We start from the raw sequence: 17410 nt of genomic DNA, 5'->3' as shown, positions 1-17410 counted from the left end.
AACTCGCCGCAATCGGCGCGGGTCCAGGCGGGTCCGGGTGAGCGCGCGGTCAGGGCAGCAGGGAGCGGTAGATGTCGAGGGTGCGGGTGGCGATGGCGTCCCAGGAGAAACGCTCCACCGCCCGTCGCCGCCCGGCGCGGCCGAACTCCGCCGCGCGCCCCGGATCGGCCAGCAACTCGTTCATCCGGGCCGCCAGGTCGGCCTCGAACCGTGACGCGTCCAGCGGGCGGCCCGAGCCGTCACCGGCCTGCTCGATCGGGACCAGCAGCCCGGTCTCGCCGTCGGCCACCACCTCCGGAATGCCGCCGGTCGCGGTCGCCACCACCGCGGTCTCGCAGGCCATCGCCTCCAGGTTCACGATGCCCATCGGTTCGTACACCGACGGGCAGACGAAGATCGTCGCGTGCGTGAGCACCTGGATCACCTCGTGCTTGGGCAACATCTCGGCCACCCACACCACGCCCGAACGGTTCGCCCGCAGCTCGGTGACCAGCCCCTCCACCTCGGCGGCGATCTCGGGCGTGTCGGGTGCCCCGGCCAGCAGCACCAGTTGGGTGTCGGCCGGCAGCTCCCGGGCGGCGCGCAGCAGGTGGGGCAGTCCCTTCTGCCGGGTGATCCGACCCACGTACACCACGCTCGGCCGGGCCGGGTCGATGCCGAGGCGGTCCACCACGTCGGTGCCCTCATCCGGGGCGTACTGCGCGGTGTCGATGCCGTTGTGGACCACCCGGACCCGCTCCGGGTTCACCTGCGGGTACGCGGTCAGCACGTCCCGCCGCATCCCCTCGCTGACCGCGACGATCGCGTCGGCGGCCTCGTACGCGGTCCGCTCGCACCAGGAGGAGAGCGCGTACCCGCCGCCGAGCTGTTCGGCCTTCCACGGCCGCAGCGGCTCCAGGCTGTGCGCGGTCACCACGTGCGGCACCCCGTGCAGCAGCTTCGCGGTGTGCCCGGCGAGGTTGGCGTACCAGGTGTGGCTGTGCACCACGTCCGTGCCGGCGCAGCCCGCCGCCATCTCCAGGTCCACGCCCATGGTCCGCAGCGCGGCGTTCGCGCCGGCCAGGCCGGCCGGTTCGGCGTACGCGACGACGCCCGGCTCCGCGCGCGGCGCGCCGAAGCAGTGCACCCGTACGTCGGCGAGCTGGCGCAACTCCCGGGCCAGATACTCGACGTGCACGCCGGCGCCGCCGTACACCTCCGGCGGGTACTCCCGGGTGAGCAGGTCGACGCGCAGCGGTACGAGATCGTTCATGCCCGGCACCTTAGTGCAGAAACACACCCCGTACCGTGGGACAAGTCGGCCCGTAGGAGTGGTGAACTCGCGGTCGGATGGATAGCGTCGGGACATGGCTGCCAAGGTGCTCGCGATCGTCCTGGCTGGCGGAGAGGGCAAGCGCCTGATGCCGCTCACCACGGACCGGGCCAAGCCCGCCGTTCCGTTCGGCGGGATGTACCGCATGGTCGATTTCGTCCTGTCCAACCTGGCGAACGCCGGCTTTCTCAAGATCGTCGTGCTGACCCAGTACAAGTCCCACTCATTGGACCGGCACATCACCAAGACGTGGCGGATGTCGACCCTGCTCGGCAACTACGTCACGCCGGTGCCGGCGCAGCAGCGCCGTGGCCCGTGGTGGTTCGCCGGTTCCGCCGACGCGATCTACCAGAGCTTCAACCTGATCAACGACGAGCAGCCGGACCACGTGATCGTCTTCGGCGCCGACCACATCTACCGGATGGATCCGCGGCAGATGGTCGACGACCACATCGCCTCCGGCGCCGCGGTGACCGTGGCCGGCATCCGGCAGCCGCTGTCGATGGCCGACCAGTTCGGGGTGATCGAGGTCGGCGAGGACGGCCGGCGGATCCGGGCGTTCCGCGAGAAGCCCACCGACGCGGTCGGCCTGCCCGACGCGCCGGACCAGATCTACGCCTCGATGGGCAACTACGTCTTCAGCACCAAGGCGCTCTGCGAGGCCGTGGAACGCGACGCGGCAGACAAGACCAGCAAGCACGACATGGGCGGCAGCATCATCCCGATGCTGGTCGAGCGGGGCGAGGCCAACGTCTACGACTTCCGGGACAACGAGGTGCCGGGCAGCACCGACCGTGACCGGGGCTACTGGCGCGACGTGGGGACGCTGGACTCCTTCTACGACGCACACATGGATCTGATCAACGTGCACCCGGTGTTCAACCTGTACAACTTCGAGTGGCCCATCTACACCGAGCAGCCGCCGTTCCCGCCCGCGAAGTTCGTCCACCAGTACGGTGAGCGGGTCGGTCGCGCGGTCGCCTCGATGGTCTCGCCCGGCGCGGTCATCTCCGGCTCGCTGGTGGAGAACTCGGTCGTCTCGCCGAAGGTCAAGGTGCACTCCTGGGCGCACGTCGACGGCGCGGTGCTGATGGAGGGCGTGGAGATCGGCCGGCACGCGGTGGTGCGCCGCGCCATCCTCGACAAGAACGTCTTCGTGCCCGAGGGCGCGGAGATCGGCGTCGACCTGGAGAAGGACCGGCAGCGCTACACCGTCTCCGACAACGGCATCGTGGTCATCGGCAAGGGGCAGCGCGTCGAGCCCTGAGCCGCGTGTGACCCGGCGCCCGCCGGGAACCGTGAACACCACCCCGCACCCGAGGAGGATCCCGCAGTGGCCCACCCGCGCGCCGGACAGCCCGCCGAGCCCGCCGACCTGGTGGACGTGCCCCGGCTGGTCACCGCCTACTACGCCGAGCACCCGGACCCGGACGACCCGGCCCAGCGGGTCTCCTTCGGCACCTCCGGGCACCGCGGGTCCTCGCTCAAGGGCGCCTTCAACTCCGACCACATCGTCGCGGTCACCCAGGCGCTCTGCGACTACCGCCAGCAGCAGGGGGTGGACGGGCCGCTCTTCCTCGCCCGGGACACCCACGCGCTCTCCGCACCGGCGGCCACCGACGCCCTGGAGGTGCTGGCCGCCAACGGGGTCACCGTGCTGGTGGACAGCCGCGACGGCTACACCCCCACCCCGGCGCTGTCGCACGCCGTGCTCACCCACAACCGGGGACGCACCGCGAGCCTCGCCGACGGGGTGGTGATCACCCCGTCGCACAACCCGCCCGAGGACGGCGGCTTCAAGTACAACCCCATCCACGGCGGCCCGGCCGACACCGACGCGACGAGCTGGATCCAGGACCGGGCCAACGCGATCCTCGCCGCCGGGCTCAAGGAGGTGCGGCGGATCCCGTACGCCCGGGCCCGCACCGCCGACACCACCGGGGAGTACGACTTCCTCGCCCACTACGTCGACGACCTGCCGGCCGCCATCGACATCGAGGCGATTCGCGATGCCGGGGTGCACATCGGCGCGGACCCGATGGGCGGGGCCAGCGTCGCGTACTGGGGGGAGATCGCCGAACGGCACCGCCTCGACCTCACCGTGATCAACCCGACGGTCGACCCGACCTGGCGGTTCATGACCCTCGACGGTGACGGCCGGATCCGGATGGACTGCTCCTCGCCGAACGCGATGGCCTCGCTGATCGCCGCCCGCGCCGACTACCAGGTCTCCACCGGCAACGACGCCGACGCCGACCGGCACGGCATCGTCACCCCCGACGGCGGCCTGATGAACCCCAACCACTACCTGGCGGTCGCGATCGGCCACCTGTTCCGTACCCGGGAGCAGTGGGGTCCGGCGGCGGCCATCGGCAAGACCCTGGTCTCCTCCTCGATGATCGACCGGATCGCGGCCGACCTCGGGCGTCCGCTGCTGGAGGTGCCGGTGGGGTTCAAGTGGTTCGTGCCCGGTCTGCTCGACGGCGCGGTCGGCTTCGGCGGTGAGGAGAGCGCCGGCGCGTCCTTCCTGCGCCGCGACGGCAGCACCTGGACCACCGACAAGGACGGCATCCTGCTCTGCCTGCTCGCCGCCGAGATCATCGCCACCACCGGGCGGACCCCCAGCCAGCACTACGCCGAGCTGACCGAGCGCTTCGGCGCCCCGGCCTACGCCCGGATCGACGCCCCGGCCGGCCGGGAGCAGAAGGCGGTGCTGGCCAGACTCTCCCCGGAGCAGGTCACCGCCACCGAGCTGGCCGGGGAGCCGATCACCGCCACCCTCACCGCCGCGCCCGGCAACGGCGCGTCCATCGGCGGGCTCAAGGTGACCACCGCGTCGGGCTGGTTCGCCGCCCGGCCCTCGGGCACCGAGGACGTCTACAAGATCTACGCCGAGTCGTTCCAGGGACCGGAACACCTGACCCGCATCCAGTCCGAGGCCAAGGCGCTGGTCGACGGGGTGCTGGCGACGGCCTGAGCACCGTGCGGCGTGCTCGCCCCGGCTCAGCGCGGTGGAGGCAGGTCCCGGCGCGGGAGGTGTTCCGCCAGCCCGTCCGGCAGCAACTCCCGTAGCTGGTCCGGCAGCAGTGGCAGGTCCAGCAGGCTCAACTTGAGCTGGTTGCGTTCCCGGTAGCGGCGCGGATCGAGGCGGACCACCAGGCCGGCGTCGGGCTGGTACCGCAGGCGCACCGTGCCCTGGGTGGCCGCGTCCCGGACCACCAGGCCGTCGACCTCCACCACCACCGGCGCCGAGTCCGGACGCAGTTCCAACCGGACGTCGTCGTCCGGGGCGAGCACCACCGAGCGGGAGATCCCGGCCATCGGCGCGGACGGTGTCACCACCACCGCCTGCGTGGCCGGCGAGACCAGCGGTCCGCCGGCCGCGTAGCTGTACGCCGTCGAGCCGGTGGGCGTACTCACCACCAGCGCGTCGCACCGGTAGTAGCCGTAACGTTGGTCGTCGACGGCGAGAGTGGCGGTGACGAAACCCGAGCCGGGCCGGCGGACCAGCGCCACGTCGTTGAAGGCCACCACCTCGTCGCCGCAGACGTCACCGGCCAGGCAGGCGCGCGACTCGACGGTGAAGTCGTGCTCCACCAGCCGGTCCAGCGCCCGGGGCAGGTCCGGTGGCTCCACCTCGATCAGGAAACCGACCCGACCCAGGTGCACCCCGAGCACCGGCTTCGGATCGCGCACGGCCAGCCGCAGCGCGCCGAGCATGGTGCCGTCCCCGCCGACGCTGATCAGCGCGTCCGAGTGGGCGGGGAGTTCCTCCGCCGGCACCGCCCGGACCGACGCCGGCACCCGGTGCCGGTCCTCGGCGCGTACCGCCAGGGTTCTGCCGTGCCGGGCGGCCCACCGCTCGATGATCCCGACCACCTCGGAGACGTCCCGGGTGGGATGCAGCACCAGCCCCAACAGGTCCCCCGCCACGGCACCAGCTCACCACACCGGCGGCGGACCCGGCGGGCGTACCGGCCGGTGCACGCCGGCGGTGTGACCACCGCCGGCGTGCGTCCGGTGCCCCGCTACCGGCGCGGCCGTCCGGTCAGGTGGGCCAGCGACCGGGCCACCAGGTCGTCGCGGGCCGCCGGGGCGAGCCCCTCCAGACCGAAACCGAGGTAGACGGTGTCGGCGGTGACCACCGCCGATCCCTCCTCGAAGGCCTGCTGGCTGCGGCTCCAGTCGTTGGGGTTGGCCGCCGAGCCGGCCGGCGGCCCGGCGACCGTCCAGCCGCCCAGATCAGCCGTCTCGAAGGAGGTCTCGGACACCAACGCCCCGTCGGCGAAGACCCGCGCGTCGTCCAGGAAGACCCCCAGTCCCTGGGTTCCCCAGTCGGAGGCGTAGGTGATCGACAGCTCGACCTTCTTCCCGGCGTACGCCGACAGGTCGACGACGAACTCCTGCCAACCCCCGGAGGCGCCGGTGGCCGCGTTCCAGGTGCCGGTGCTGCCGGTGGGGGAGCAGTCGACGCCCTGGTAGTGGGCCAGGAACGGGTGCAGCGTCCGCGCCCACCCGGAGGCGCAGCTCTCCCCGGTGACCGTGCCGGTACGCCCGTTGGCGTCGGGCAGCGTGGTCCAGTCGTCGCTGCCCGGCTCGTGCGCCTCGACGAACAGGAAGTCCCAGTTCTGCTCGATGTCGTACGAGGTGAAGAAGCGCAGCTCGCCGCTGCTCTTTCCGGTCAGGTCGACGGTGCGGGTGAGCCGCTTGTACGACTCGTCGGACCGGCCGCTGTAGAGGTACCAGTCACCGGTGCGCGGATCGAACGGCGCCGCGCCCGGCCGTGCCCAGTCCACCACGGCCGAGCTGGCGAACTGCGGGAAGTCCTTCGGTGCCAGGAAGCTCGACGTGCTCAGGAACGAGGCCGTGTGGTCCTGGTTCTGCGCCGAGCCGGCCTCGTTGAGCCGGCCGGAGAACCCGGCGAACGGCCCGTCTGCGCCGCGCAGCGGGTACGGGTCGCCGGCCGGGTCGGTGCCACCGTCGCTGACGTAGGTGTACGCCCCCAGGTAGTACTGCTGGAAGTCGTTGAGCAGCGGCAGGCAACTGGTGTCGTCGGGGTCGGTGCACTCCGCGGGCGCGTTCGGCTGGTAGGCGTACGAACCGTTCGCGGCCTGGGCGAAGAGCGCGTACTTGCCGCTGACCAGGAGCTTGCCGCCCTCGTTGAGGTAGTCCCGCACGGCCAGCTCGGTCTCCGCGGCGGCCCGGGCGGCGGTGCCGGCCACCTGGCCGGGGGAGCGCGGAATGACGTCGTCGCCGGTCTCCCAGACCACCGTCCGGTAGTGCGACAGCACACCCAGGTGGTGCGGCGCTTTCCGGCCCATGACGTCGAAGTCGTAGACGTCGCTGCTGCGGCCGGCCTTCGCCAGCGAGGCGGCGATCTCGTCGGCGTACTTGGCGCTGGTGACGCCAGGCTGCGCCGGGCTGAGCCCGGTGACGTCCTCCATCGCGAGGACCAGCACGTCCCCGCCGATGTCGTCGTGCACCCGGTAGGTGAAGCGTTCACTGGCCACCGGGCCCTTGCGCGGCTTGACCCCGGTGAACCAGACCTCGACCCGGTCGCCCGGCTTCGTGCCGGTGACCCGGCCACGCAGTTCGGCGTAGTAGTCGTCGTGGGTGTCGCCGTACCGCTCGCCGCCGCGCCACTCGCCGACGGCGACGGTCTTCGGCCGGCCACCGTTGACCACGTAGTGCATCCGGACGTCCTTCAGCGCCCGCCGGGTGATCGACGCGACCTGCTGGCTGCGCCCGTAGGAGGTGTCGAAGGTGTCCACCACGAAGTCCGGCGTGCTGCGACCCACCACCGACACCGGGTCGTCCGGGTCGGCCGCCGACGTCGCCACCGCCAGGGCGAACGGCAGGTTCTTCGCCACCTCCGCCGAAATCAACTTCTCGTCGTCGGGGAAGATGAAGGAGCTGACACAGTCCTCCGGTCGCCACTGGTCGTCCGGGTCGGACTCGGCCGCCGCCTGGCAGGTGGACATCTCCGGAGTGAAGCCCAGGGTGCCGTAGCGCACGGTGGCGTGCGTGTCGGTGTCGCCGTTGGTGGTGTACAGCTCGGCGGAGAGGTCCGGGTCGTAACCGGGCACCGCCGGGTGGGCGTCGTCACCGGCCATCGTCTCGTAGATGACGTCGTCGGGGGTGGGGGTGTTGGCCTGCCAGCCGACGCCGTAGAGCAGCAGTTGCGCCGCCGAGTGGTAGTTGACGAAGAACTCGAAGCCGACCCGCTTGAAGAGCCGGTCGAGGGCCTTCGTCTCCGGCTCCGAGTTCGGTCCGGCGCCCCGGTAGGTGTCGCTGTTCGGCTCCGGTGAGGAGCCCTCGTCGTCGTACCCCCACTTGTAGGCGAAGTTGCGGTTGAGGTCGACGCCGTCGGCGGTGGTGATCTGCCCGTCCCCGTCGTTGTCGCGCAGGTTCTTGCGCCACAGCCGGTTGCCGGGGGTGAAGGTGTGGTCGTAGCCGTCCGGGTTGGCCACCGGCAGGAACCACAGCTCGGTGTGGTCCACCAGTCGGGTGATCTCCCGGTCGGAGCCGTAGTTGTCCAGCACGTGGTGCAGCAGCCGGCGGGTCATCTCCGGCGTGATCCACTCGCGGGCGTGCTGGGCGCTGCCGTAGAGCACCGCCGGCCGCTTCCCGTCCGGCAGGGTCCGCGCGTTCTTCGTGACCTTCACCGCCAGGATCGGCTTGCCCTGCACGCTGCGGCCGATCGTCTGCAGCTTGGCCAGCTTCGGGTACCGGGCCACGGTAGCGGTGATCTCGTCGCGCAGGCCGCCCGGCTCGCTGTACGACCGGAACGCCGACCAGCCCGCCGCCGCCTGCTCGCGCAGCGCCTGGGAGGCCGGCTTGCCGCGGACCTTCTTCACCTCCAGCTTGACACCCTGGTCGGCGAGGCGGCGCGCCTCCCGTTCGCTGAGCACCGTCTCTACCCGGGCGGCGCCGTCAGAGGTGGTGCCGTGGTGGTCGTGGCCGAGGTCGACACCCGCCGCGCGCAGTTTCTCCAACTGCCTGGCGTCGAGCGTGCCGACGTACACCTCCAGGCTGTCGCGGCCGCCCGGGTCGGACGAGGGCCGCGCGGTCGCCGGTGCGGTCAGCGCCAGCGCGCCGACCAATGTGAACACGCCGGCGATCGCCAGCCGTGTGCGCCTCATCGCGCCTCCTGTCGTGGGAAGGGCCTGTGACGGAGAGAATGCTGTCAGTGATGATCAATGTCAATGGATGTGGTCTCGTTGTGCCGGTTTTCCCGGCGGGCCACCCGATCGGGGGAATTCCGGCGGCGGACGTGTCCCCACCCCGGTGAGGTTCGTTCGTCAGCAGGTGAACGTGGTAAAGGTGCCGGACGGGGCAGCGGTGCGTAGCGACCGGATCCGCGGCGAGCTGGAGCGGCTGGCGAGCCGCTACCCGCCGCAGTGGCGTCGGCAGATGGCGTATGAGGTGCAGCGGCAGACGTTCCACGTGGGACTGGTCGCCTCGCTCGCGCCGGGCGGCGTCCTGGCCGACGTGGGCGGGGGAACCGGGATGTTCTCGGTGGGCTGCGCCGCGGTCGGAATGTCCGCCACGCTCATCGACGACTTCGCCGACCCGTCCAACGAATCCGGAACCGACGAGCTGCTCGACCTGCACCGGTCCGTCGGCGTCAAGATCGAGGTGCGCGACGTCGTCCGGGACGGCCTGGGACTGGATCCCGAATCCACGGACGTCATCACCACCTTCGACAGCATGGAGCACTGGCACCACTCGCCCAAGCGTCTCTTCGCCGAGGTGCTGGCCGCGCTGCGGCCCGGTGGTTGGTTCCTGCTCGGGGTGCCCAACTGCGTCAGCCTCCGCAAGCGGATCACCGTGCCGCTGGGTCGGGGCAAGTGGTCGTCCATGGCGGACTGGTACGAGCGTCCGGTCTTCCGTGGTCACGTCCGCGAACCGGACGTCGACGACCTGCGCTACATCGCCCGCGACATGGGGCTGACCGAGGTGCGGATCCTCGGCCGGAACTGGCTGGGACGGGCCCACCCTCGACCGGTCATCCGGACGCTGACCCCCCTGGTCGACCGGGCCCTGCGGCTGCGCCCCTCCCTCTGCTCCGACCTCTACCTGCTCGGGCGTCGACCGGAATCCGTCCGGTGACCCCGAACCCCGGGGCCCGCGCCCTGCCGGGCCGGGTGCTGCTGGCCGGCCGGCACCGGCGGCTGGCCCGTGCCATCGCCCGGTACGACGAGTGCCCGGACCGGGCCGAGATCGAGCGACGGCAGGTGCGCCGATTCAACGAGATCTGGGCGTACTGCCTCGCCGAGGTGCCCTTCTACCGCTCGTGGCGGCGGGAGCACCGGCTGCCCGAGCGGATCGACCGCCCGGCCGCACTGTGGTCGTTCCCGCCGTTGACCAAGGAGGTCCTCATCGCCCGGCAGGACGAGGTCTTCCAGGGCGGGCGGATTGTCGACGCCTACACCACCGGCGGCAGCACCGGCCAGCCCACCCGCTACCCGCGCGGCGCGGGCGAGGCGGGTGACCGGTGGGTCGACGCGTACCTCGGCCGGCACTGGGCGGGCATCCGCCCCACCGACCCGAGCCTCCTGCTCTGGGGGCACGCCCACCTGTTCGGCAGCGGGCTGCGCGGCCGGGTCGCCCAGACCCGCCGACGGGCCGCCGACGCGGTCATGAACATCACCCGGCTCAACGCGTACGACCTCAGCGAGCCGGCCCTGTGGGCGCATCACGCGGCACTGCTCCGCCACGACCCGGTCTCGCTGCAGGGCTACACCTCCGCGGTGTTCAGACTCGCCCGCCACATCGAGGGCAACCGGCTCGACCTGCCGGCCCCGCGCCGGTTGCGGGCCGTCGTGCTCTGCGCCGAGACCGCCAGCGACGCCGACGTGGCCCTCGTCGAGCGGGTCTTCGGGGCATCCGCCGTGATCGAGTACGGCACCGCCGAGACCGGGGTGCTGGCCATGTCCCGCGGCGGCACGAGAGACATCAGCGTGTTCTGGGACAGCTTCACCGCCCTGGTCGACGACGCGGGCGAACTGCACGTCACCACCCTGAACCCGCGGCTGTTCCCGCTGGTCCACTACGCCGTCGGTGACCGGGTGGTGCCCCGCGACGTCGTCGACGGCAACGTACTGGCGTTGCAGGCGGTCCTCGGCCGGCGGCAGGACGTGGTCCGGGTGGTCTCGGCCCGGGGCGTGCTGGACCTGTCGGCGATCCTTCCGGTGCACATCCTCAAGTCGTACCCGGGCATCGTGGGCGTCCAGTTCCATCAGGTACGCCCCGACGAACTGCGGATCCACCTGGAGGCGGACCACCGGCTGGACCTGGCCGCCGTCACCCACCACTTCACCCGGGAACTGCGCCGCGACCACCCGGATTTCGTCGAGAGTTCGGTGAGCTTCACCCAGACCAGTGAGCCGGCGCGGACGACCGCCGGCAAACATGCCCTCTTCGTCGGCTGAGCCGGCCGGTCGCTGTCCGAGCCAGGAGATTCGTGTGAGCATCGTGCCGCCACCGGCAGCCATCCCCGTCCGCGCCGTCGGCCGTCCGGACACCGAACCCGAGCGGGGCCGACCGGTGCTCTGGATCGTCCGGCACTACCCGGTCACGGTCGTGGTGCTGGCACCGTACGCCCTGCTCATCGTGCCGCTCGCCGTGCTGCACGCCAACCCCGACACCGGTTTCGTCCTGCGCCTGCTGGGTGCCGCGCTGCTCGGCACCGTCGCCGTCGAGACGGCCGCCCTGGCGCTGCGCCGCCGCAGGTGGCGCCCCGGCGTCGGCGCGGTGAACGCGTCCTACCGGCACGTCTACCTGGCCGCTCGGATCGTCGCGGTGGTCGGCGTGCTGGCCTCGATCACCGGGGCCCAGGCCGGTCACGGCACCATCTTCACCCAGCTCACCGCGGACGTCGCGGCCTCACCCGTGACCCGGGTGACCTCGCTCGCCGCGGGCTGGTCGTACCTGGCCTTCGCGCTGCTGCTGGCGAGCTACCTCGGCGGCCACGCGCCCCGGCGGCGGGTGCTCTGCTGGGTGGGCTTCCTGGTCGCCGGCCAGATCGTGACGGTCACCGCCACCGGCATCACCTCGCCGGCGTTCGGCTACCTGTCCTTCCTGGCGGCTGCCGGCGCGGTGTGCGGCCTGCTCCGGGCCCGGGAGGTGGTCGTGGTCGGCGTCGTGCTGCTTGTCGCCTGGCCCACCCTGTTCACCCTCCGCAACGAGCTGCGGGTGGAGGGCGGGGTGAGCGTCGCCGCCGACGTCACCGCCAGCGACCGGCTCCGACTCGACCTCCAGCTCGCCGAGGTCGCCCAGCACGACGCGCCCGTCGACGTGGGGCAGCCGGGCATCACCGACTTCGCCCGGTACGGGCTGGTGCCCCGGATGCTCGACCCCGACCGGCCGCCGCTGTCGACCGGGGCGCTGATTAACCAGTACCTCGGCGGCTCCGCCACCTCGGCGTACAGCTTCCTGGCCCTGGGCAACGTCTACTTCATCGAGGGTTGGTCGGGCGTGCCGCTCTACTACGCGGGCTGGGCGGCGGTGGCGGTACTGCTGCTGCGCGCCCGGGGCACGCCCGGTCCGGTCCGGCTGACCCTGTTCTGCTTCGTGCTGGCGGGTCCGCTGCTCTGGTCGAGCAGCCATCCCGATTCGATGATCGGTTTCCTCCAGCACACGGTGTCCGCGCTGCCGGTCCTGCTGCTGCTGCGCCGGACCCGCGTCAAGGGCCGGCACGCCGTGGGGCCCCAGGTCCGGCGGCAACCGGTGGCGGCGGTCCGCACGGGGTGGTGACCGACCCTGCCGCCCTGGCGCTGTCCCGGTGGCGCCGGCTGGCGCGGCGCGTGCGGACGGTCACCCGCGCGCCGTCCACCGGCCGAGCCGTCTGGGCGGTGCTGGCCACCGCGCTGTCCAGCGGCGGCAACCTGCTGCTGTCGCTGACCGTCGCGCGGCTGGCGCCGATCGACGACCTCGGTCGGTTCGCCCTGGCCTTCTCGCTGTACGTGCTGGCCACCGGTCTGTGCCGGGCCATGGTGACCGAGGGGGTGCTGGCCGCTGCGGCGGACGTGTCCGCCGCGCCGCCACGGGTGCTTGTCGTGGGACTCGGTTGCGCCGCCGTGGTGCTCGTCGCGGGACTCGCCGACGGGTCCGGCTATCTGGTCATCACCGGCCTGGCGCTGCCGGGCCTGCTGCTGCACGACCATGCGCGGACGGTCGGGGTGGGGCTGGGCCGTCCGGTTCCGTCCTGTCAACGCGAGGCGGTCTGGACCGGGGCGACCGCCCTCGCGGCGGGCCTGGGCCTGGCCGGGGTGCTGGGCCCCGCCGCCGTGTTCGCGCTGTGGGCGGGGACGGGAGCGCTGCTCGGGCACGCCACGGCGCTGCTGGCCGGGCAGCCCGCCCAGCCCGGGTGGCGGCTGGACCGGGCCGCCACCCGGGCATCGCTGAGCTACGGGGCCCAGTTCCTGGTCACCGCCGGGTCGGCGCAGTTGGCGTTGACGGCGGTGGCGGTGGCCGCCGGCATGGCGGTGGTCGGTGCGTTGGGTGCCGGGCGGACCCTGCTCGGACCGGCCGCCCTCCTGGTGGGCAGCGCCACCGCGCTGGTGATCCCCCGGCTGGCCGGTGCCCGTTCGGCCGGCGCGGCGGTCCGGCGGCGGGGCGCGGTGCGGGTCGCCGCCGTCCTGCTGGCGGTAACCGCGCCGGCCGGCCTCGCCGTGTTGCTGCTGCCCGATGTCGTCGGCCGGACCGTGCTGGGCGACAACTGGCGGCATGCGCAGCCGCTGCTGGCGCTGCTCGCGGTGGAGACGGTCGCCGCCGGTACGGCCATGGTGGCCTTCGCCGGCCACCGGGTGCAGGGCGCGGCCCGGCGGGCGCTGCTGATCGGGTCGATCCTCGGCGTGCTGCGGATCCCGCTCGTGACGGCGGGAGCGGTGCTGCGCGGCGCGACCGGGGCCGCCGTCGCCCTGGCCCTGCTGGGGCTGCTGAGCGCACTGGCCTGGTGGGGCAGCTACCTGCACCTGCTCAGCCGTGCCGGCCGGGTGGACGTGCCGGTCCCGGCCGCCTCCGCCGCCGGGGCGCCGGCGCTGTCCGGACCGCGGGTCACCGACAGTCGGTGAGGACCGACAGCGCCGCCCGGACCCGCTCGACGATCGTCTTGACGTCCACGTCGGTCAGATCGGCGTAGGTCGGCAGGTTGATCCCGCGCCGGGCCAGGTCGAGGGTGACCGGGTGTTCACCGCCGGACCCTGCGTACGGGGGCAGCTGCGGCAGGGGCACGAAGAACGGCCGGGTTTCCACGCCGTGCCGGTCGAGCACCCGGGCCAGCTCGTCGCGCAGCTGCGCGTCGCCGGGGGGCCCGACCAGGAAGGCGGCCATCCACGGGGCCCGGCGCACTCCCGGCACCACCGGTTGAGTGGTGATGAACGGATGGTCGGCCAGTTCCCGTTCGTACCCGGCGACGACGGCGTCGCGTCGGGCGATGATCTCGTCGGCGCGTTCGAGTTGCGCGCAGAGCAGGGCGGCGGCCAGGTTGGTCAGGCGGTAGTTGTAGCCGACGACCGGGAAGAAGTACCGGCGGTCCGGGTCCATGCCCTGGTTGCGCAGCAGCCGCATCCGCTCGGCCAGAGCCGGATCGGAGGTGGTGACGCAGCCGCCCTCGCCGGAGGTGACGACCTTGTTGCCGAAGAAGGAGAAGGTGGTGGCGTCGGCCAGGTCACCGGTAGGGCGCCCGTGCAGCAGGGCGCCGAAGGACTCCGCGGCGTCGGCGACGAGGAGTAGCCCGTGCCGGCGGCAGAGGCGGCGTAGGGCATCGTAGTTGGCCGGGTGGCCGTACAGGTCCACCGCCACCACCGCCCTGGTCCGGGGGCCGATCACCGCGGCGACCTGCGCGGGGTCCAGGCACCAGCTCTGCGGGGACACGTCGACGAAGACCGGCCGGGCCCCGCAGTAGGTCACGGCGTTGGCGGTGGCCACGTAGGTCAGCGCGGGGACGACCACCTCATCGCCGGGGCCGATGCCCGCCGCCGCCAGCACCAGGTGCAGCGCCACCGTGCCGTTGCCGGTCGCGACGGCCGTCCCGGCCCCGCAGCGGGCGGCGAACCGCTCCTCGAACCGGCGCAGGTAGGGGCCCTGGGAGGAGATCCAGCCGCTGCGGTAGGCGTCGAGCAGGTAACGCTCCTCCAGATCGGACAGCGACGGTCGGGCGACCGGGTAGCGCTCCGGCGTGGTCATCGAACTCCTCGGGAGGTCAGGCGGCCGGCGAACGCGGATTGGGGCATCGGACCGGGCCGGCCAGCCACCACCCACTCCAGCACGGCCGCGTAGTCGGCGGCGGTGTCGGCCCAGGTGCGCCTGGCGAGCAGCGCCCCGGCGGCCCGGGAGGAGGATGCGTAGCGGTCTCGGTCGGCCAGGACCTCACGTACCGCGGTGGCCAGGGCAGCGGGGTCGCCGGCGGGGAAGACCGCGGCGTCTGCCCCGGTGAAGTCGAGCTGCGCGAGCAGCGGTTCGGAGTCGGCGCAGGCCACCGGGAGGCCCCAGCTGAACGCCTCCAGCATCGCCCCGCTGGCCGCCTCCCACCGCGAGGGCACCACCACCGCGCTGGCGCGGGCGTACAGCGACGCCAGCTCGGTGGTGTTCACGAAGCCGGGAAAGGACACCCGGCCCCGCAAGTCGGGCTGGTCGGCGCGGGCGAGCAGCCGGCTCGCCTGGGGTTCCACCAGCGGCCCGGGGCAGACCAGGCGACACTCGGGTAGCAGCGCCAGGGCCTCCAGCAAGGTGGCGTGGTCCTTCAGCGGGGCGGTCGACGACGGGTACAGCAGCAGGCCCGGCTCGGGCGCGGCGGTGGTGGTCGCCGGCGCGGCGTGGAAGGCGGGCAGCGGGATCAGCGCGATCCGGTCCCGCGCCTCGGGGAAGGTCCGCATCGCCTGCGCGTACGGGTGGGGCCAGGACACCACCACGGCGGCGGCCCGGGCCACGTTGCGGCGGATCACCTCCGCGAAGCCCGGCGAGCCGAACTCCGGGTGAAGGTGGCGCAGGTCGTGCAGCACGATGACGGCCGGGTCGGTGTGGGTCGGCGCCGCGGCGAACGGGTACAGCGTCACGTCCGCGCCGCCGGCCCGGGGGCGGTTCCACTGGCGTACCAGGTTGACGGCGCGGCGCAGCGCCAGCGACGACGCCACGGCGGCGGGGGTGTGCCGACGCAGCAGGCCGCCGACCCGGTTGTCGGTCCGCAGCGGGGTGCGCACCTCGGACCAGGTGATGCCGTCCGCGCTGACCCTGCGACGCCACTCCTCGCGGGTGCCGGCGAGCACCTGGACGGCGAGGTCGTGCCGGCCGTCGGCCAGTCCGCCGAGCAGGCCGTAACAGAACGCCTCGATCCCGGCGGAGTGCCCGGGACGCACCGTGGTGGCGTCGATGCCGATCCTCATCGGTCCACCCGGACCAGCCGGCCCATCCGCTCGTCCTCGAGTAGTTGCCGGTCGGCGTCGACCATCACCCGCACCAGGTCGCCGAAGAGGGTCTTCGGTGCCCAGCCGAGCTGCCGCCGGGCCTTGCCGTAGTCGCCGATGAGGGCGTCCACCTCGGCCGGGCGGAAGTACGCGGGATCGGTCACCACGTACCGCTCCCAGTCCAGCCCCACGTGGGCGAAGGCGGTCTCGACGAATTCCCGTACGGTGTGCCCCTCGCCGGTGGCCACCACGAAGTCGTCGGGCCGGTCCTGTTGCAGGGTCAGCCAGACCGCCTCCATGTACTCGGGCGCGTATCCCCAGTCCCGGACCGCGTCGAGGTTGCCGAGGTAGAGCTTGTCCTGGATGCCGGCCTCGATCCGGGCCACCGCGCGGCTGATCTTGCGGGTCACGAAGTTCTCGCCGCGGCGAGGGCTCTCGTGGTTGAACAGGATCCCGTTGGCGCAGTACATCCCGTAGGACTCGCGGTAGTTCACCGCCGCCCAGTAGGCGAAGACCTTGGCGCAGGCGTACGGGCTGCGCGGGTGGAACGGGGTCTCCTCGCGCTGCGGTGGCGGCGTCGAGCCGAACATCTCCGACGAGGAGGCCTGGTAGAACCGGCTCTGCACCCCGGACAGCCGGGCCGCCTCCAGCAGCCGCAGCGCTCCCATCCCGGTGACGTCGGCGGTGTAGCCGGGAATGTCGAACGAGACCCGGACGTGGCTCTGCGCCCCCAGGTTGTAGATCTCGTGCGGCTGGATGTCCCGCAGCAGCCCGACCAGCGAACCCGCGTCGGACAGGTCGCTGTAGTGCAGGAACAGGCGTGCGTCCGGGTGTCGCGGGTGGACGTCGATCCGGTCGATCCGCTCGGTGTTGAAGCTCGACGACCGGCGCTTGAGGCCGTGCACCGTGTAGCCCTTGTCGAGCAGGAGTTCCGACAGGTAACTGCCGTCCTGCCCGGTGATGCCGGTGATGAGTGCGACTCGACTCATGCCGCGCCTTTCCAGGAAGAAGTGAGGTGGAGCTGCGGTTCAGTGCGCGCTCGGCCGGGTGGCGCGCAGGATCCGGGCGGGCACGCCGACCACGACGACGTCCGCCGGCACGTCCCGGACGACGACCGCGCCGGCGCCCACCACCGCGTCGCGTCCGATGCAGATGTTGTCGACCACGGTGGCCCCGGCGCAGACGGTGGCGCCGCTGCCGATCCGGGTGCCGCCGGCCACGGTGCAGCCGGGCAGCAGGGTCGCGTAGTCACCGATCTCCGTGTCGTGGCTCACCGTGGCCCGGGTGCCCACGTGCACGTGCCGGCCGAGCCGCACGTCGGTGGTGAGCACCGCGCCGGGCCACAGGACGCTGCCGTCACCCAGCGAGCACCGGGCGCCGACCACCGCCGCCGGGGAGACCAACGATTCGGCGGGATGTCCGTTGCGCCCGGCGGCCCGGTCGATCCGGGCCCGGACCGCGCCGTCGCCGACCCCGACGACGTACCGCACGGCCGGGTCGTCGGTGCCGAGCCGGTCGTCCTCGCCAAGCCAGGGCACCGGCAGCCGGGTGGTCTCCGCCGGCCGGTACGGGCCGACGCACCCCAGCACCCGTCGACCGGCCTGCTCGGCGATCCAGGCGATCTCCCGGGCGTGCCCGGAGGTACCGAGGATGACCAGGGGGTACCCGTCGGGGGCGCAGGGCTGCCGGG

13 protein-coding genes are annotated in these 17410 nt (G+C 72.7%); 6 read left to right on the top strand and 7 right to left on the bottom strand.

Annotated elements, in window-relative coordinates; translation table 11 throughout:
- Positions 1 to 49: 49 nt before the first annotated feature.
- Complete coding sequence (gene glgA, locus E1182_RS11465) at positions 50 to 1252, bottom strand: glycogen synthase (RefSeq protein ID WP_132263899.1); 1203 nt, start codon at positions 1250 to 1252, stop codon at positions 50 to 52.
- 94 nt (positions 1253 to 1346) lie between these two features.
- Here glgA and glgC point away from each other — a divergent pair, with 94 nt between their 5' ends.
- Together glgC and pgm are read left to right on the top strand one after the other, a co-directional pair.
- On the top strand, positions 1347 to 2579 hold the full coding sequence (gene glgC / locus E1182_RS11460; protein WP_132263896.1) for a glucose-1-phosphate adenylyltransferase: 1233 nt from the start codon (positions 1347 to 1349) through the stop codon (positions 2577 to 2579).
- Between the two features lie 66 nt (positions 2580 to 2645).
- The gene (pgm, locus tag E1182_RS11455; protein WP_132263894.1) at positions 2646 to 4289 is read left to right on the top strand and encodes a phosphoglucomutase (alpha-D-glucose-1,6-bisphosphate-dependent); all 1644 of its coding nucleotides are present in this window, start codon (positions 2646 to 2648) and stop codon (positions 4287 to 4289) included.
- A gap of 26 nt (positions 4290 to 4315) precedes the next feature.
- Here pgm and E1182_RS11450 read toward each other — a convergent pair whose 3' ends face one another.
- Positions 4316 to 5245, bottom strand: a complete 930-nt coding sequence (locus E1182_RS11450) for an NAD(+)/NADH kinase (RefSeq protein ID WP_132263892.1) — start codon at positions 5243 to 5245, stop codon at positions 4316 to 4318.
- Between the two features lie 95 nt (positions 5246 to 5340).
- Complete coding sequence (locus tag E1182_RS11445; protein WP_132263890.1) at positions 5341 to 8454, bottom strand: M14 family metallopeptidase; 3114 nt, start codon at positions 8452 to 8454, stop codon at positions 5341 to 5343.
- A 145-nt stretch (positions 8455 to 8599) separates the two neighbouring features.
- Here E1182_RS11445 and E1182_RS11440 point away from each other — a divergent pair, with 145 nt between their 5' ends.
- The 4 genes from E1182_RS11440 to E1182_RS11425 are packed head-to-tail and all read left to right on the top strand — an operon-like array spanning position 8600 to position 13389.
- Positions 8600 to 9424 (top strand): bifunctional 2-polyprenyl-6-hydroxyphenol methylase/3-demethylubiquinol 3-O-methyltransferase UbiG, encoded by an 825-nt coding sequence (locus E1182_RS11440; protein WP_165942586.1) that lies wholly within the window; start codon positions 8600 to 8602, stop codon positions 9422 to 9424.
- Positions 9421 to 10746: a phenylacetate--CoA ligase family protein gene (locus E1182_RS11435; RefSeq protein WP_132263885.1), complete on the top strand. Its 1326-nt coding sequence runs from the start codon at positions 9421 to 9423 to the stop codon at positions 10744 to 10746. Before E1182_RS11440 ends, E1182_RS11435 begins: the two co-directional genes overlap by 4 nt.
- Positions 10747 to 10780: 34 nt before the next feature.
- Complete coding sequence (locus E1182_RS11430; protein WP_132263883.1) at positions 10781 to 12070, top strand: hypothetical protein; 1290 nt, start codon at positions 10781 to 10783, stop codon at positions 12068 to 12070.
- The gene (locus E1182_RS11425; RefSeq protein ID WP_132263881.1) at positions 12067 to 13389 is read left to right on the top strand and encodes a hypothetical protein; all 1323 of its coding nucleotides are present in this window, start codon (positions 12067 to 12069) and stop codon (positions 13387 to 13389) included. Before E1182_RS11430 ends, E1182_RS11425 begins: the two co-directional genes overlap by 4 nt.
- Here E1182_RS11425 and E1182_RS11420 read toward each other — a convergent pair.
- From E1182_RS11420 to E1182_RS11405, 4 genes are all read right to left on the bottom strand, one after another.
- Positions 13373 to 14503 (bottom strand): DegT/DnrJ/EryC1/StrS aminotransferase family protein, encoded by a 1131-nt coding sequence (locus E1182_RS11420; protein WP_132263879.1) that lies wholly within the window; start codon positions 14501 to 14503, stop codon positions 13373 to 13375. The genes E1182_RS11425 and E1182_RS11420 overlap by 17 nt on opposite strands.
- Complete coding sequence (locus E1182_RS11415) at positions 14500 to 15699, bottom strand: glycosyltransferase (protein WP_132263877.1); 1200 nt, start codon at positions 15697 to 15699, stop codon at positions 14500 to 14502. The genes E1182_RS11420 and E1182_RS11415 overlap by 4 nt, the downstream gene beginning before the upstream one ends.
- A complete protein-coding gene (gene gmd, locus E1182_RS11410) occupies positions 15696 to 16709 on the bottom strand; it encodes a GDP-mannose 4,6-dehydratase (RefSeq protein ID WP_132263875.1) in 1014 nt (337 codons plus the stop codon). The genes E1182_RS11415 and gmd overlap by 4 nt, the downstream gene beginning before the upstream one ends.
- Positions 16710 to 16748: 39 nt before the next feature.
- On the bottom strand, positions 16749 to 17410 hold a 662-nt coding region (locus E1182_RS11405), incomplete at its 5' end, for a NeuD/PglB/VioB family sugar acetyltransferase (protein ID WP_207921363.1).

The sequence above is a fragment of the Micromonospora sp. KC721 genome (assembly GCF_004348355.1).
Lineage (GTDB): Bacteria > Actinomycetota > Actinomycetes > Mycobacteriales > Micromonosporaceae > Micromonospora.
The sequence above is the reverse complement of the archived record's forward strand: the minus strand, read 5'-3'. Positions and strand labels throughout refer to the sequence as shown.

What these genes read in the sequence shown, in the direction of transcription:
- glgA (WP_132263899.1), bottom strand. Translation starts at nt 1,252, where the DNA reads ATGAACGATCTCGTACCGCTGCGCGTCGACCTGCTCACCCGGGAGTAC.
- E1182_RS11445 (WP_132263890.1), bottom strand. Translation starts at nt 8,454, where the DNA reads ATGAGGCGCACACGGCTGGCGATCGCCGGCGTGTTCACATTGGTCGGC.
- E1182_RS11420 (WP_132263879.1), bottom strand. Translation starts at nt 14,503, where the DNA reads ATGACCACGCCGGAGCGCTACCCGGTCGCCCGACCGTCGCTGTCCGAT.
- E1182_RS11415 (WP_132263877.1), bottom strand. Translation starts at nt 15,699, where the DNA reads ATGAGGATCGGCATCGACGCCACCACGGTGCGTCCCGGGCACTCCGCC.
- gmd (WP_132263875.1), bottom strand. Translation starts at nt 16,709, where the DNA reads ATGAGTCGAGTCGCACTCATCACCGGCATCACCGGGCAGGACGGCAGT.
- glgC (WP_132263896.1), top strand. Translation starts at nt 1,347, where the DNA reads ATGGCTGCCAAGGTGCTCGCGATCGTCCTGGCTGGCGGAGAGGGCAAG.